This window comes from Pseudomonas sp. P1_F7, from assembly GCF_056405655.1.
Genome location: NZ_JBFUBR010000024.1, coordinates 44,071 through 59,709, shown reverse-complemented (window position 1 = coordinate 59,709; position 15,639 = coordinate 44,071). Strand labels below are relative to the sequence as shown.

At 59.1% G+C, this 15,639-nt stretch carries 10 protein-coding genes and 3 pseudogenes; 10 read left to right on the top strand and 3 right to left on the bottom strand.

Annotation, left to right across the window (positions count from 1 at the left end; translation table 11 throughout):
* Positions 1-33: 33 nt before the first annotated feature.
* Entirely contained in the window at positions 34-1,656 is a 1,623-nt protein-coding gene (locus tag AC1D1M_RS28090) for an acyl-CoA synthetase (protein ID WP_477778193.1), read from the bottom strand.
* 229 nt (positions 1,657-1,885) lie between these two features.
* Between AC1D1M_RS28090 and AC1D1M_RS28085 the strand changes: the two genes are divergently transcribed.
* From AC1D1M_RS28085 to AC1D1M_RS28075, 3 genes are all read left to right on the top strand, one after another.
* Positions 1,886-4,156, top strand: coding sequence for a PAS domain-containing sensor histidine kinase (locus AC1D1M_RS28085; RefSeq protein ID WP_477778192.1), 2,271 nt, complete (start codon positions 1,886-1,888; stop codon positions 4,154-4,156).
* Positions 4,157-4,166: 10 nt separating this feature from the next.
* The gene (locus AC1D1M_RS28080; RefSeq protein ID WP_477778191.1) at positions 4,167-4,802 is read left to right on the top strand and encodes a response regulator transcription factor; all 636 of its coding nucleotides are present in this window, start codon (positions 4,167-4,169) and stop codon (positions 4,800-4,802) included.
* A gap of 180 nt (positions 4,803-4,982) precedes the next feature.
* The gene (locus AC1D1M_RS28075) at positions 4,983-5,480 is read left to right on the top strand and encodes a helix-turn-helix transcriptional regulator (RefSeq protein ID WP_007982174.1); all 498 of its coding nucleotides are present in this window, start codon (positions 4,983-4,985) and stop codon (positions 5,478-5,480) included.
* A gap of 58 nt (positions 5,481-5,538) precedes the next feature.
* Here the strand turns inward: AC1D1M_RS28075 and AC1D1M_RS28070 are convergent, their stop codons facing one another.
* On the bottom strand, positions 5,539-10,593 hold the full coding sequence (locus AC1D1M_RS28070) for a trifunctional serine/threonine-protein kinase/ATP-binding protein/sensor histidine kinase (RefSeq protein ID WP_477778236.1): 5,055 nt from the start codon (positions 10,591-10,593) through the stop codon (positions 5,539-5,541).
* 353 nt (positions 10,594-10,946) lie between these two features.
* Between AC1D1M_RS28070 and AC1D1M_RS28065 the strand changes: the two genes are divergently transcribed.
* The 4 genes and pseudogenes from AC1D1M_RS28065 to AC1D1M_RS28050 all read left to right on the top strand — a co-directional run bounded on the left by AC1D1M_RS28065 (position 10,947) and on the right by AC1D1M_RS28050 (position 13,635).
* Positions 10,947-11,939, top strand: a complete 993-nt coding sequence (locus AC1D1M_RS28065) for a response regulator (protein ID WP_477778190.1) — start codon at positions 10,947-10,949, stop codon at positions 11,937-11,939.
* Positions 11,940-11,983: 44 nt separating this feature from the next.
* Positions 11,984-12,349, top strand: a complete 366-nt coding sequence (locus tag AC1D1M_RS28060; RefSeq protein WP_477778189.1) for a response regulator transcription factor — start codon at positions 11,984-11,986, stop codon at positions 12,347-12,349.
* A gap of 201 nt (positions 12,350-12,550) precedes the next feature.
* Positions 12,551-12,751 (top strand): annotated as a pseudogene (locus AC1D1M_RS28055) (IS110 family transposase); the annotation flags it as partial.
* Positions 12,752-13,422: 671 nt separating this feature from the next.
* Positions 13,423-13,635 carry a DUF1059 domain-containing protein gene (locus AC1D1M_RS28050; protein WP_008001113.1) on the top strand — a complete coding sequence of 71 codons (213 nt, stop codon included), beginning with the start codon at positions 13,423-13,425 and terminating at the stop codon, positions 13,633-13,635.
* Between the two features lie 236 nt (positions 13,636-13,871).
* Here the strand turns inward: AC1D1M_RS28050 and AC1D1M_RS28045 are convergent.
* Positions 13,872-14,057: pseudogene (locus AC1D1M_RS28045) on the bottom strand (transposase); the annotation flags it as partial.
* Between AC1D1M_RS28045 and AC1D1M_RS28040 the strand changes: the two are divergent.
* The 3 genes and pseudogenes from AC1D1M_RS28040 to AC1D1M_RS28030 all read left to right on the top strand — a co-directional run.
* Positions 14,045-14,332: pseudogene (locus AC1D1M_RS28040) on the top strand (GNAT family N-acetyltransferase); the annotation flags it as partial. The pseudogenes AC1D1M_RS28045 and AC1D1M_RS28040 sit on opposite strands and share 13 nt — an antisense overlap.
* A gap of 157 nt (positions 14,333-14,489) precedes the next feature.
* Positions 14,490-14,978: a GNAT family N-acetyltransferase gene (locus tag AC1D1M_RS28035; protein ID WP_477778188.1), complete on the top strand. Its 489-nt coding sequence runs from the start codon at positions 14,490-14,492 to the stop codon at positions 14,976-14,978.
* 190 nt (positions 14,979-15,168) lie between these two features.
* A complete protein-coding gene (locus AC1D1M_RS28030; RefSeq protein WP_477778187.1) occupies positions 15,169-15,546 on the top strand; it encodes a c-type cytochrome in 378 nt (125 codons plus the stop codon).
* Positions 15,547-15,639 lie beyond the last annotated feature (93 nt).

Below are 15,639 nucleotides of genomic sequence, written 5' to 3'. Positions count from 1 at the left end.
CCGGCTGCTCGATGGATGCAATGTCAGATCGGGTTAGAGCGCCTTGGCCCGGTCGCGCAAGACATACTTCTGGATCTTGCCGGTGGAAGTCTTTGGCAAGAGGGTAAAGATCACTGTGCGCGGTACTTTGAATCCGGCCAGGTGCTCGCGGCAGAAACTGATGATGTCAGCCTCGCGAACGTTCTGGTGATCCGCCTTCAAGGTCACGAACGCACAGGGTGTTTCGCCCCATTTTTCATCGGGACGGGCAACCACGGCTGCTTCCATCACACCCGGGTGGCGATAGAGCACGCCTTCGAGTTCGATGGTGGAAATGTTCTCGCCGCCGGAGATGATGATGTCCTTGAGCCGGTCCTTGATCTCGACGTAACCGTCGGGATGCCAGACGGCCAGGTCACCGGTGTGGAACCATCCACCTTCGAACGCTTCGGCAGTGGCGGTCGGGTTCTTCAGGTAGCCCTTCATGACGGTGTTACCGCGCAGGAAGATTTCACCGATCGTCTGGCCGTCACGCGGGGTCGGCTCCAGCGTTGTGCAATCGCCGACCATCAAGCCTTCCAGCGTCGGGTAGCGCACGCCCTGTCGCGACTTGATCTGCGCCCTCTCCTCCAGGGAAAACTCATCCCATTCGGCGTGCCAGGCGCAGACCGTCACCGGGCCATAGGTTTCGGTCAGTCCATACACATGAGTGACCTTGATGCCCATCTCTTCGACGGCACCGATGACTTTGGCCGGTGGCGCAGCGCCCGCGACCAAGGCATTGACCGGGTGATCGATGGCCGCTTTCGCAGATTCGGGCATGTTCACCAGTGCATTGAGCACGATCGGCGCACCGCACAGGTGAGTGACCTGATGCTCGCGGATCAGCGTGAGGATTTTCTGTGGATCGACCCGGCGCAGGAAAACGTGCACACCCGCCATGGCGGTGATGGTCCATGGGTAGCACCAGCCATTGCAATGGAACATCGGCAGGGTCCAGAGGTACACCGGATGGTTGCCTATGGCCCAGGTCATCTGGTTGCCCAATGCGCTCAGGTAAGCGCCGCGATGGTGGTAGACCACGCCCTTGGGGTTGCCGGTGGTGCCTGACGTGTAATTCAGCGAAATGGCTTGCCACTCGTCCGCCGGCCATTGCCAGTCGAATGCCGGGTCGCCTTCGGCCAACAGCGCTTCGTAGTCCAGGTCGCTCGCGGCCTGACCTTCACCGTATTCCGGGTCATTGACGTCGATCACCAGCGGCGGGTGATCCAGCATGCCAAGCGCCGCCTGGATCACATCATGGAACTCGCGGTCGGTAATCAACACTTTGGCTTCGCCATGCTGCAGCATGAAGGCGATCGCCTCGGCATCGAGGCGCACGTTGAGCGGGTTGAGCACGGCGCCGATCATCGGCACCCCGAAATGCACTTCAAGCATCTCGGGAATGTTGGGCAGCATCACTGCCACCGTGTCGTCCTTGCCGATACCGCGACCGGCCAGCGCCGAGGCCAGGCGTCGGCAACGGGTGTAGGTCTGCGCCCACGTGCGGCGAATCGAACCGTGGATGACGGCAAGGTGATCGGGATAAGTGCTGGCGGTGCGCTCGATGAAACTCAGCGGAGACAAGGCAATGTGGTTGACAGCCGAAGGCCCTAGGCCTTGGTCATAGATAGACATGTGCGGGTACTCGATGGCTGATTGTTAGCTCTATGGTTGACCTTGCAGCGCAGTCGCCGAGGTCACCTTCAAAGTCCGGATAACTTTATATAACATTCCGCCCTACATATGGAAGTAAACCTATGTAGTATAGTATATATACTATATCAACTTCTTTTAACTCCTAATCAATGCCGCCAACGCTCCAAGGCTGTTATATGCTTGGTTTCCCTGAAAAAGTGGACCCGCAATGACCCTGACGCCCGTTCGATTGCACAGTTGGTTGCGCCTGCAGCGCGAGGGTGTGTCTCTGGCCGCCCGGGCCGATGCATTGTGTCGGGCGCTGCAGGATTGCCCTGAGGTGCAACGGGCGTTTTATCTGAGTTGGCAGCCCAGTGCGCGGATCTACAGCCATGAGGGCGCCGCCCAGCATTTTCCGCCGGGACTTGGCGACCCGGCGCTGGCCAGCGACCAGTTGCTCTTCGAACATCTGGTCGAGGCAGGCCGCCTGGACCTGGCTCAAGTCCGTCAACTCGATTGCTGGTTATCCGGCCGGTTGCGCCGGGCGGCGATCAGCCATGGCCAGGTTTTTGATCTGGCCTTGCAGCCGGGCCAGCCGGGGTTGTTGCTGGTGGAAGTGCGCGAGGGCGTGAGTCTCGATTGGCTGGGCTGGGTGCAGGATTTGCTGACGACGCTGCTGAGCAGTATCAATGGCATGCTGCGTGGCTCACCGCTGCTGGGCCACGATCCGCAACCGAGTCTGTTGCTCGATGCTCAAGGCCGACCGCTGGAGTTCAACGCGGCACTGTTGGCGCTACTCGCCGAAAAGCCGTTGACCGATGTGTTGGGCTTTCTACCGGTCAATCATCGGGTGCTGGTTCGTGCCTGCCTGGACCAGCAACGCGCCGTCGAAGGCGTCGAGGCGCAGTTTGAAACACAGATCCTGATCTGGACATTTATCCCCGACCCCCAGGACAACCGAGTGCTTGCCCGTTGCCGCGACGCCACCGCTCAAGTGCTGGCGGAACGTGAAGCGGCCACCGCACGGCGGCTGTACCGGCTGATCATCGAAAACACGACCGACCTGATTTCCCGTCACACGCCGGATGGGCGCGTTATCGATGCGTCACCGGCATCCTGGACCTTGCTCGGTTACTGGCCCGAAGAGTTGCGCGGGCAAATGGCCCAGGGCCTGTTTCATGGCCAGGATCTGGCCGGCCTGGTGCAGCGCGCGCGCGATGCGCTGGAGCAGGATGGCTATCACACCATGACCTATCGCATTCGCCATCGCGACGGCCATTACCTGTGGTTCGAAACTGCCAGCCGGGCGATCCGGGAAACCTACACCGGGGCGGTGGTTGAGATCGTCAGCGTATCCCGGGACATCACCGCCCGGGTGCAAGCCGAGGAGAACAAGCGACGCCTGGCCGAAGTGGTCGAGGCCAACATCGACCCGGTGTTGTTCATCGCTCCCGAGGGCCAGGTCACTTACCTCAATCCAGCCGCGCGACGCATCCTCGGGATTGATGAGCAACAACCCATGCCGGCCCTGGCCGCGTTGTTCGCCAGCGGCGACCTTGCGCGCCTGCAACGCGATGGCTGGAGGTGCGCCGAGCGCGACGGTGTCTGGAGCACCGATGCGCGGTTGCAACCACCGGGCGGCGGCACATCGGTGCCGGTGTCGCTGGTACTGCTGGCACACCGTTCCGCCGGCGGCGAGCGTTATTACTCATTGGTCGCGCGCGACATGACCGAGCGCGAGTTGCGGGAAGTACAACAGCGCCGTCATCAGGACGAACTGGCACACACCGCACGCCTGGTCACTCTCGGTGAGCTGGCCTCGGGGATCGCCCACGAAATCAACCAGCCGCTGGCTGCCGTGGTCAATTATGCGAATGCGAGCCAGCGCTATCTACAGACGCTGGAGTCCAATCCCCAGGCCGCTGCAAGAGTGACCCAGGGCCTGGAACGCATTACCCATCACGCCACCCACGCCTCCGAAGTGATCCGGCGGTTACGCTCCTTTTTGCGCAAGGGACAGCGTCGCATGCAGGCGCTGAACTTGACCGACGTCGCCCGCGAAGCCGTGCGCTTGTGTGCCTGGGAGGCGAGTAATTGCCAAGTGACAATCGAGGATCGACTACCGGATAATCTACCCCCCGTTTATGCCGACCGCGTGTTGCTGGAACAGGTGCTGCTCAACTTGTTGCGCAATGCCATCGACGCCAACCGTGAGCAACATCCCGGGCAACCCTCTGTGATCGTGATGGCCGTGGAGCATGGCAGTGGCGCCTGCGTGGAAATCAGTGTGCGAGACCAGGGGCCGGGCGTCAGCGAGCCGGAACTGGAGCAGATATTTACCCCGTTTTACACCAGCAAGGCCGAAGGCCTGGGGCTCGGTCTGTCCATGAGCCGCAGCATCATCGAAGGTTTCGGTGGCGAATTGAATGCCCGGCGCCAGCCTGTCGGGCTGCTGATGTGTTGCCGCTTGCCGCTTGCCGGCCCAACAAAACAACAATAGGAATCAGGTAATGGCAGGTGTAACGGAGCACGTTGTGTACGTGGTCGATGATGACCAGGGCATGCTTGATTCGACGGTCTGGTTACTGGAGTCGGTCGGGCTCAAGGCCTTGCCGTTTACCAGTGGCGTCGCGTTCCTCGATGCCTGCGATGCAAACCTCGATGCCTGCGTGCTGCTGGACGTTCGCATGCCCGGTATGGGCGGGTTGAACGTGCAGGAAGAAATGCGCGTGCGCCAACTGAACCTGCCGGTCATCTTCGTCAGCGGGCATGCGGATGTGCCGATCGTGGTGCGCGCGTTCAAGGCCGGTGCCCATGACTTTATCGAGAAGCCCTACAACGAACAGCTGTTGCTGGACAGCGTGCAACAGGCGCTCAGCAACTGTGCCGCCAACCGTTCGGGCAGCCAGGACCACGAAGCCTTGCAGGCGCGCTTGCTGACCTTGACCCCGCGCGAGCGCGATATCCTGTTGCCGCTGGTGCAGGGTTACACCACCCGCGAAATTGCGGAGCAACTGGGGGTAAGTGCAAAAACCATTGATCTGTACCGCGCGCGTGTCATGAAACGCATGCAGGCCAACACGTTGCCGGACCTGGTGGGCATGGCCATCGCGGCACAGATGGTCGATCCGCTGAAGTTGCGTTGACCGGTTGAATCCACAGCCAATAGCCGTCATTCGGCATTCGCTTCCAACAATTGATAGCTAGCTGAACGGCATGGAAGGACACACTGCAACGGACACTGGATTTCAGAACTCTTAAGGTTTGCTTAAGGACTTTAAATGTCGCCGGCGGACAGACTTTCCTGAACGATCAGGAGAGCCGCCATGAACCCGCAATCGGTGATTTCAAACCATCCATGCACACTTGTACGGCCGTTGGGTGCCCTGTCCGGCTGGCAGGAGCGCCGCGCCAAGGAGCTGATGCTGCGTGACATGGGCAGCTGCGTTCGCATCAGCGAGATTGCCGAACACTGCAACCTGTCCCGTAGCCATTTTTCCCGGGCGTTCAAAAAGGTTACCGGCCACTCGCCGCAAGGCTGGCTAGTGATGATGAAAATCGAAAAAGCCAAAAGCCTGCTAATCACCTCGATGCCGATCACCGATGTCGTCTATGAATGCGGTTTCGCGGACCACTCGCATTTCACCCGCACCTTCAGCCGCCTGGAAGGGATGACACCCAGGGCATGGCGACGGGCCTTTGATCATGCAACGAGCCACCCTCGCCAGCCACCAGTGATTGATCGGGACATACCCAACTGGAGAATTCACGATAGCCTGGTCGACAGCGTGGGACAGTCGCGCGCGCAAGAGCTGCACGCGTGAACTGATCGAGATCGACAAAACGAACTCCTCCCCTTTGGCCGCTCATGCGGCCTTTTTTTTATCCGGCGCTGGCCGGTGCCAATGGCAGGTTGAAGCAAATCCGGGCGCCCTGTTCGCTGTCCTGGACCACCAGCGTCCCGCCGTGCGCGCCGATCACCGACCTGCAGATGGCCAGGCCCATTCCCATGCCGCTGCCTTTGGTGGTGTAGAACGCATCGAAGATCTGCTCGCGCTGGTGCGCGTCAATTCCGGGGCCGTTGTCCTGGAAGCAGACCTGGACATGAGCGTCCTTCACCGCTGAGCCGATGATGATGCGTCCATTGGGCAACCCTGCTCCGGCGATGGCCTCCAGCGCATTGGTGATCAGGTTGAACACCACCTGCTGGATCTGTACCGCGTCGACTGACACCGGGCATTGCGCATCGAGCCGGGTTTCCAGGCTCACGTTGCGGTTCGCCAGGTCGGTGGCGGTCAGGCGCACGACCTCACCGATCAAGTGATCGATTTGCACCGGCAACCGTTGCAACGGCACCTGTTTGGCGAGTACGCGAAGCGCCTGGACAATGTCCGCGGCGCGGGCGCTGTCCGAGCGAATGTCTTCCAGCCCCTGAATCGCCTCTTCCAGATCGGGTTGATCACGCTTGAGCCAACGCAGGCTCGCCGAGGCATTGGACACGATGCCCAGCAGCGGCTGGCTGATTTCATGGGCAATCGAAGCAGAAAGCTCACCCATGATCTTGAGGTGCGAGCTACGCGCCAGTTCCGCCCGGGAACTGCGCAAGTCCGCTTCCATCTGCGCGCGTAGCTGGTTGTCCTCGACCAGCTGTTCATACAGCTTGGCGGTTTGCAGTGACACCGCGGCCTGAGAGGCGAGAATTTCCAGCATAGTCAGGCGCTGGGCGCTGAACAGCTTGGGGACCAGGCTATTTTCCAGATAGACCAGGCCGATCAACGTGCCTTGTTTGAGCAACGGCAGGCATAACACCGACCGCACTTGGCGCTGTTGCAGATCGGTGCTGTAGGCCTCGGGACAATCGGCCTGGGCATCGTCGAGCACCAGGGTCGTGCGCGTGCGCATCGTGGCGTTGAGCACCGAGGCCGGCGCCATCTGTTCGAGCGGTTGCCCCGCGTCCAGAGCGACCCGTACATTGCCGGCTTCGACCGAAGCCGTCGCAGCCAGTTGCAGTTCGGCGCCGCTGACGATCATCAGCATGCCATTGTCGGCACCGGCCTGAATCATCAAGTGATTCATCAGGGTTTCGACCAGTCGTTCGAGCAGAACCTCCTGCGACAGTGCACGCGCCGCTTCGATCCCCACTTCAAGATCGAGGCGGACCTGGGTCACAGGTCGGACCGGTTCGAACGATGGCTCCGCACTCAGAAACGGGTGCAAGGTTTCCAATTGACGTGCCTTGCCTTCGGCGCCCCACAGGTTGTAGCAGTCGCGCGCGACACGCAGGTGGTGGCTGGCACCCGACACCAGCCCGTTGGGTAGGCAGATATCGGCCAGCTGTTCATGGGCCAGCGCCTGCTCATGGATGAAACCGGCCGCCGCCGCAGCGATCTGCGACTGATCGAAACAGCGGATGGCTACCAGTTCCTGACCGCGCAAACGGGCGATGACTCCCTCGATCAGCAGCAATTTGTTGCGGAAGGTTGTCGGATTGAGTTCGACCCACGGCAGGAACCGCTGGCGTTGCCGCTCGAGTTTTTCCAGTTTTTCCGCCACCTCGCCCGGCGCTTGCACGCTGCCCAGCGCCAGGCTGTAGAACAGGTAGTAATCGGCGAGATTGATATGCGCCGGAATGGACCAGGCCAGCGCGGCGGCTTCTTCGAAACGTCGCAATGCGTAAGGGATATCACCAAAATAAAACGCCGACATACCGGAATACAGCCACGAACAGAACAGTGTCGGTTGTGACACGCTGCGGCGATCAATGGGGCCGAACCTGTCATGTTCCGTGCCGTCCAGTTCGGCCAACGGCCGATGCAGGCGCCCGTCGCGCAGATCGGTGGCGAATGCCTGTTGCGCCAGCAGGATGCGCTCGATATCGATGTAATGAAATTGCCGCACCCACGCCAACCCATGCTCCAGTTCGCTCAACACGCCTTGCAAGGGTTCGCCCATGAACAGCAGGTCTGAGCCGATGTGGTTGCAGGCGTAACAGGACATGCCCAGGTCGCCGCCGGCCTGGCCGCACTCGAATGCGGCGAACGCCTTCTGTCGAGCGTAGGCCATCGGTCGGGTCCACGGGCTGACTTGATCGAGCGCTACCAGCGTGCCTGTGCGCCCTGCTTCATAGCCATGCTTGTCGGTGAGCTCAAGCGCTAATTCAGCAAAGGCTTGTCCGTCCACATATTCGCCATAGCGTTCAGCAATCATCACGCCATACCAGGCCAACCCGTAACCGCTGCCCGGCGTCGTGCCATGCATCAGCGTCAGTTCAACCATTTTCGCCAGATGCAACAAACTAATATCGTCGTTGACGAAGAACGAGGAAGTCAGCGTGCTGAGCAATTCCATGGCTGCTTCGACAGGCGGGTCAATCGCTTTGGGTAAATGCACCAGATCAGCGATCTGACGTGTGCCGACGAGTGCGCGTACCTGGGAAAACGCCAGGGTCAGCTGTTCCTGCGAGGGCTTGCGTTGCAGGGAAATATCCAGCAAGGCCAGACCGTTCAGCGCCTCGGTGATCGCCCCCTCGTAATCGGAGTGCAGCGTGCGCAAGGTGGCCCGTAACCGATAGGTCTTCGCTCGGTCGAGCACTGCGGTGGCGTGGGTCAGGCAATCGTCGAGGCGGTGCTGGGCACCTTCCAGATCGGCCAGGAGCATGTCGCACTCGGCAGCCAGCCATTGGGTGGCAAATGTCTGGCTGTAGAGGTTCGACCAACCTGTCTGGCCGAGCAGACTCTCGGCCGTGCGAAGATAGCCCACGGCCTGCTCGACAGCGGCGGTGTCGCGGGCGCGTTCGGCGGCTTCGACCAACAGTTCGACGAACGCGGCGCGGCGATGCGCCTCCAGTTCATCGGCGTCAATGCGCTGGAGCTGACTGGCGACTTCGAACACACGCTCATGGATCTGCTCGCCCCAATGATCAAGCATGGCGCCAGCGATACGCGCATGCTCGGCGGCGCGTCCCGCTGACGCCGCAAGCTGACAGGCCGCCTCAAGCACACGGTCATGGGGAAACACCAGTTGCTCGCGCTCACGCAGCAGAAAACCTGCATCGACCAGGCTTTGCACATCATGGGTGATCTGTTGCGACTCACACGGTAACAGCCGGTGCAGCAGTGATTCATCACAGCGCCCGCCGACATAGCCTGCCGTGCGCAGCACTTCGCGTTCCATCGGTGACAGGCGTTCGAGTCGCAGTACCATCAAGTCCGCGACGTTGTCGGCGTAGCGATAACCGTCCACCTCCTGTTGATTCCAGACCCAGCGGCGACCCTGCACGTCAAAGCGCACCAGACATTCATCGATCAATGCGCGCAACACCTGGCTGACGAACAGAGGATTGCCGGCCGTCTTGTAATGCACGACTTGTGCGAGCGCCTCAATCTCCTTTGGATCGGTGTCCAGCTCAGCGGCGATCAGCTCCGCGACCGCGGGCACCGACAATGGCCCCAGCATGACGCTTGTACAGGGCAACGATTGCTCACGGCCCAGCACCTCCAGCACTCCCCCCTCGCGCTCGAGGGCCTGCGACTCGGCCTCGCGATACGCCAGAATCAGCACCAGATGCCGGGGTCGCCGGGCGACGAAGGCCTGCAAAAACGACAGCGTCGAATCGTCCGCCCATTGCATGTCATCCACGAACAGTACCAAGGGGCGTCCCGGCTGAGCGAAGACTTCCAGTACATCGAGCAGGGTCCGGTTGGCGTGATCGAGCGCATGTCGGGCCGGCATGTTCGGTAGCTCAGGTGTGACCCCGATGACCAACTCAGCCTCGGGCGCCAGCTCCACCAGAAGCCTGCCCCGCCCCTTAAGCCGTTCGACCAGTTGCTCGCCCAGTGTCTGCAACTCCAGAGCCGGCTTGCCCAGCAACTGGGTCATCAGCGACTTGAAGATTTCTGCCAAGGGTGCAAATGGAATTTCCTGCTGCAGCAGATTGCTCTTGCCGCTGGCCCAGTAGCCGGGTGCCAGGGGCCGAACACCCTGATGGATCAGCGTCGACTTGCCGGCGCCCGGCGCACCGCCGACCAGCAGGACCCGGGCGATGCCATCGCTACCCACCTGATGCATCAGCTCGACCAACTGCGTGCGTTCGGCCTCTCGACCGAACAGCACATCGCCGCGGGCCGAGGAAGGCAACGCATCGAAAGCGCCCAGGCGGAACGCGTCGATACGCTCATGTTCCAGCCACTGCTGTTGGCACCAGGCCAGATCCGCGGCCATTGATTCGGCACTCTGGTAGCGGGCACCCGGTTCTTTCGCCAGGCCTTTGAGCAGCACCCGGCAGATGCCTTCCGGCAGATCGGCGATATGAATCGCTGGGGATTCCGGCTGGACAGCGGCGTGCACATGCAGCCATTGGGAAGGGGCGCGGGCGGTGAGCGGCAGTCGGCCGGTCAGTGCCTGATAAAGAATCGCGGTCAGCGCATAGATATCACTGCGCGCATCAAAACTGGCGGCATCGCGTCGGACCTGCTCGGGGGCCAGATAAGGCCATTGTTCCAGGCAGGGCAGTTCAACCGCGGGCGCCTCCCCGGCATGGCGGTGAAAATTCAGTAGTCTGACCGAGTCGGCAGCATCCACCACCAAGTGGTGGGGTAGCAGACTGGCATGTCGCACCTCCATCTTCTGGGCGCTCGCCAGTGCGTTGGCCGCGGCTACGGCGATAGCCAACAAGCGCGCCAGTGGCAGCCCTGTGTCACTAATTAAATCAGTCAGCGGCACCCCAGACGCGGGATAGATCAACAAAGGCCCCTCGGCCGAGCGGATGAACGCGACAGGGGCAATCGCCAAGGCCGGATCCAGGCGCAGGTGAAAATCGCGCTCCAGCCCCTGGCATATGACAGGCCGCTGAATCGGCGCCCGGGCGGCGAGCCAGCGTGTGCCCGATGCCCGATCCTGGAGCGTGAACCAGGTCAGGTGGTTTTCCCGGCGCAGTATTGTGAAGGTGCAACACTCCAGCCAGGCTTCATCGTGTGCGACATCAAGACTGTGGGAACCGGATGCTGAGAGAGGGCTGCTGGGCATAAACAATCACCGCTGAAGATTCGTTTCGGGCTGAGCCTCGGAGTATACGCAAGGCTCTGGCCCGAGGGCTGCGCTCGAGCAATCCTGTCCGTCATTGGCACCAGAATGGCAGTTGAGCGCCCCCGCCGCCTGTGGTTTTTGCGCACTGAAGTCGCCGCGTGTTATCCCTCGGGATAATTGCAATATGTCGGGCTGTCCCCTAGCGTGTAGCCCTGATGAATCGACGTTCCGGCGTCACTCCCCGTCAACGCAGTGCAGAGGAACGTATGATCCGACTCGGCCAAGCCACTATTTCCCTGGAACGGCGTGAAGCCTTTCTTGATGGACGGCCGCTGCGTGTCGGGGGCCGGGCGTTCGAAATCCTCTCGGTGCTGATGCAGGCCGATGGCCGAATCGTCAGCAAAGATGAATTGATCACACAGGTCTGGCCTGACACCGTCGTCGAGGAAAACAATCTGCAGGTGCAGATTTCCTCGCTGCGCAAGTTGCTCGGAGAAAAAGAGCTCATCCAGACGGTCCCGCGCCGAGGTTACCGATTATTGAAAGAACGTGAACCGCCCCTGCCCCTGTTCCATCCTGCGGTCCCGGGCCCCTTGGCGTCCGAGGATCCGCAGCGGATCGATCCTGACAGCGTGCAGGTGTTCATCGTGGACGATGAAGCCCTCGTGCGCACAGCGCTCAGCCGACTGCTGCGGGCCGAAGGCATCGTGCACCGGATATTCGCCTCGGCCGAAGAATTGCTCAGCGCTGACCTCGACATCGGCCCCGCTTGCTTGTTGCTGGACGTCAGCTTGCCCGAGGCGACAGGCCTGGAACTGCAATCCGCACTCGGGCGGCGCGGACTTCCGTGGCCGGTTATTTTCATGACCGGTTTTGGCACCATCCCGATGTCGGTGCAGGCCATGAAAGCGGGAGCGGTCGAGTTCCTGACCAAGCCTTTCAACGACGGCCAGTTGCTGGAAATCCTGCGCACCACCCGTCAGCGTGCAGCGACGGCGTTCGAGCAATGGCAACGCACTCAGAGTGCCCGTCAAAGGGCTACCCTATTGACCCCCCGTGAACACGAAGTGCTCCCGCTGATCGTCGCAGGTCTGTCCAACAAGCACATCGCCAACCGGTTGGGCACCAGTGAAGTCACCGCCAAGGTCCACCGCAAACACATCATGGAGAAGATGCAGACGCGCTCGCTGGTCAGTCTGGTCAGCCTGTATGGCTTGCTCAGCGCCGAGCCGGCGTTTGGCACGCAGGGTTCTTCATGACTATCGACACTGGCTGCACCGCCCCCGGATCATCCGGCAGCGTCATGATCATCGTCTGCATCGTGGACGACGATGCGTCCGTGCGCAAAAGCCTGGCCAACCTGCTTCGGTCGGCCGGATACCGCGCCCGGGTATTCGCCTCGGGCGAGGAGTTCCTGGCCCTCGAAAACTTCAATGACATCGCCTGCCTGTTGTTGGATCTGAAAATGAACGGCCTGTCAGGGATAGACGTCATGCGCGCGCTGACGCTCAAGGACAGAAAATTCCCGGTGATTTGCATGTCGGCACATTGGGATGAAGCGACACTGGCCGAATCCGGCCGTTATAAACCCATCGAATGCCTGCGTAAGCCCTTCAGCGGCGATGCTTTGCTGAGCGCTATCGAATTTGCACTTCAAAGTGAGTGTTGAAGGTTTTCCTGATAGCCGATACGGCATCTGACTAAGGCAGACGGAGTAATCATGTCCCAGGCTGGCAAGTTTGGCGGCGGGAGCTTTTTTCGACAGACCGCTATCGGCCAGAAGCAATGGGATGGACTCCTCCTCACCTCGGCATCTTGAGTGCCAGACTGAAGGTGCGAACCACAGTCAACCGTGAGAAGGAGTCCACACATGAAGCTTATGCGCATTGGGGTCGACCTGGCCAAGAACGTGTTTCAGATCCACGGCGTGGATTGTCATGAACAACCCATCTGGCGGCAATGCCTACCGCGTGATCGCTGGCTGCAAACGGTGCTGGAGAAAATCGAACCCGGCTGTGAAATCGGTATGGAGAGTTGCGGTGGAGCCCATCATTGGGCGCGACAACTACAGGATGCAGTCATGAGTCGCTACGAAGGCAAACCATTTCTAAAGCTATTGGATTTCTACGTTTTAAAATCCATCGGCAGGATTGAGCCAGAGCAATTGAACGCCTTGGCTCAACTGGAGCCCAAACTACGCGAGACCTATGCCACCCAAGGAACGTGGTTTGAGATAGTCGCCGAGCAGATGGATCTTCCAGATGAGCTTCCCAGCAATATCAACGCTGCGTGGGATTCCTATTCCAAACACATGCAGCAGAAGGGATTGACTGCCGACCCAATGGAGTTCACCTACCGATTTGTAGATACCAACCTGATCGCTAATTAAGACGTCCGCTTTTGGGCTGGCCTCGATCATCCGACCGGCCGCTATATCGGGTCGGGGCTGCCGGTCACGATCGGCAAAAATCGGCCATGTGAAGTCATTAGTAGTTGCCACGTAACCAGCATAAAAAGGGACAGACCACGATTTCAGGTAAATGCCGAGCCGTCGTGATCAGTTCCCTGTTTCCGCGCGGCCGTTTTCTATGTCTGGCACAACTACCCTGACATCGGTGGGCCTATACTTTAACGATCGGCACACTCGATGTGGCATGCAGTCGTGTTTGATGTATGGGGGACGCGTCGAGCGATCGTTCACGCAGGCCACGGCCTGCCTTCGTCGTAGGGAGGAACACATTCATGGCGCGTAAATACATCGACTGCCGCGAGTTTCCGAGCGATTCCCACTGCTCAATCGCACTGTCCGCAGACTCTGAAAACGAACTGCTCGAGGCCGCCGCACAGCATGCGGTCAGTGTTCACAAGCACACCGACTCACCAGAACTGCGTGCTCAACTGAAGACGATGTTTCACGACGGAACCCCGCCTGTTGAAGCACCGCGTCCTGCTTAGTACCCAGGGGTTTCAGAGGAGTGATTGTCATCGATAAGCACCTGCGAGGCTCATTTCGATGAGTTCCGCAGGCCTGAGGGTAGTTTTTTATGCCTGGCACAATCTGAATGACGAAGGAGATCCCCAAGGAGCTGCCGATGGCTGCTCCTTGGGGGTGCTTTGGATAGCTTGTTTAATGTGGCCGCGTGTTCATTCAAGCTAAGCTCAAGCTGATTCGACAGACTACTATCGGCCCAGCGACAGACGCCTCGGATGGCCTTGCTGTTGTCTTTTCGGAAGTTGGCGATGGTCTTGAAGTCCGGCACCAAACGCCCGGTCAGCCACATCAGCTCGACGTTACGCTGGGCTTCTCGCTCCAAACGTCGGCTCGACTGGATGCGGTTGAGATAGCCGTAGATGTAAATCTTCAGCAGGATCGCGGGTTGGTTTTGTAGTGGTCAAGCATCACCACAATGAACTCCTGCTCGACCACTTGTATGTGAGACCGAGCGCGCAAGGATCAGGGATAGGCTCTGCAGTTCTCACACAGATTTTCAAAGAGGCGGATGCGGCTGCGCGCCCTATTAAAGTTGGTGCTCTCAAAGAAAGCGCTTCGAATCGCTTTTATACCCGCCATGGCTTCCAATTCGTCGAAAGCAGTGAATTCGACAATTATTATGTTCGTCAGAGCGTTCCGCCGGTTGGCCCAGCTTGCTAGCTGGATGTGATGCACCTCGACGTACGTTTTTACACACTCTGGGCCAGAAGCTGCCTTTCACCAAGGGCAGCTATCAGCCATTCGCGGACATGCCATTGCTTTCCAGCCCCCTGAACTAGCCGCTAAAGTACTGGGCCATGGAGCTTAGAGACGAGCAATGAAACTGAACCACAGGCCAGTGAAGGCTAGCGACGTTAAAATGATCTGCGGCTTTCCTCAGAGCGCTCAAGAGTTGTTTTTCATGTTTCCAAAGGCGCACTTCCCGCTAACGGAAACGCAGTTGATTACCGCGATCTCCCAACGCTTTGACTCTACCGTCGTGGAGATCAGTGGGACTGTCGTTGGGTTTGCCAATTTCTATCGAGCTGAACGCAATGGCGTTTGCTGTATCGGCAATGTCATCGTCTCGCCGAGCGCTCGGGGCGAAGGAGTGGCGACGTTTATCGTAGAGACGATGACCGGCTTGGCATTCGAGCGTTACGGAGCCAACGAGGTGCAGATTTCCTGTTTCAACGAAAACACGGCAGGGCTGCTGCTCTACCCCAAGCTTGGGTTTGTGCCTTATGCCATTGAGGAGCGACCTTCTTTGGGAAACGGCCGATCGGCCCTCATACACATGACGCGCAGCAGAATCTCGACAGATTGAATACACAGACGATTGCTACCCTGGATGACAGGCAGAAAGCGGCCAGAGGCGGTCACAGGGATTCGCCTGGAGAACGAGTTGATTCAATGGGCATCAGAAATGACTGTGTGTGCCGATACGATGGCTGATATCTTTCCCGCGCACCAAATCGCGTCCAATCGACGCTGATCCATCAAGGAAGATAAAAACAATGAAAATATTATTCATCGCCTCGCTAGGAATTTTATCGCTAATTCAAACATCACTATCCTTCGCGGATAATGTTAATGGAAAAAATCTCTATTTACAGCGATGCACCATGTGCCACGGAATAGATCTCAAAGCAACAGGACCATTGGCTAATAAAAGCAATCCTCCTACACCTGATCTAACAACATCCGCTTTCAAAAAACGATTAAATGATTATCCGGGCGTGATTGTATCATCGATAATACTTCGTCCAAATGGAGACTTGATTCCAAAAACTTTGCGAGAGAATGGTGTAAAGCTATCGCCGTACTCATGGAGGATTAAAGATCTGCGCGATTTAAATCAATACATGAGTGGTGTGATTTCAAAAAATCGATGATTTTTGAGTTGAGAGGAAGGCACAGAAATCTAAGAGCCATTTCAGGTTTGAGGGCTTGTGGGGCAATGCCGGTGAGCCCGTCGACCTCTCGCG

Coding starts and splice junctions, on each gene's coding strand:
- AC1D1M_RS28050 (WP_008001113.1), top strand. CDS start 13,423: ATGGCGCGTAAATACATCGACTGCCGCGAGTTTCCGAGCGATTCCCAC.
- AC1D1M_RS28030 (WP_477778187.1), top strand. CDS start 15,169: ATGAAAATATTATTCATCGCCTCGCTAGGAATTTTATCGCTAATTCAA.
- AC1D1M_RS28080 (WP_477778191.1), top strand. CDS start 4,167: ATGGCAGGTGTAACGGAGCACGTTGTGTACGTGGTCGATGATGACCAG.
- AC1D1M_RS28065 (WP_477778190.1), top strand. CDS start 10,947: ATGATCCGACTCGGCCAAGCCACTATTTCCCTGGAACGGCGTGAAGCC.
- AC1D1M_RS28085 (WP_477778192.1), top strand. CDS start 1,886: ATGACCCTGACGCCCGTTCGATTGCACAGTTGGTTGCGCCTGCAGCGC.
- AC1D1M_RS28075 (WP_007982174.1), top strand. CDS start 4,983: ATGAACCCGCAATCGGTGATTTCAAACCATCCATGCACACTTGTACGG.
- AC1D1M_RS28035 (WP_477778188.1), top strand. CDS start 14,490: ATGAAACTGAACCACAGGCCAGTGAAGGCTAGCGACGTTAAAATGATC.
- AC1D1M_RS28090 (WP_477778193.1), bottom strand. CDS start 1,656: ATGTCTATCTATGACCAAGGCCTAGGGCCTTCGGCTGTCAACCACATT.
- AC1D1M_RS28060 (WP_477778189.1), top strand. CDS start 11,984: ATGATCATCGTCTGCATCGTGGACGACGATGCGTCCGTGCGCAAAAGC.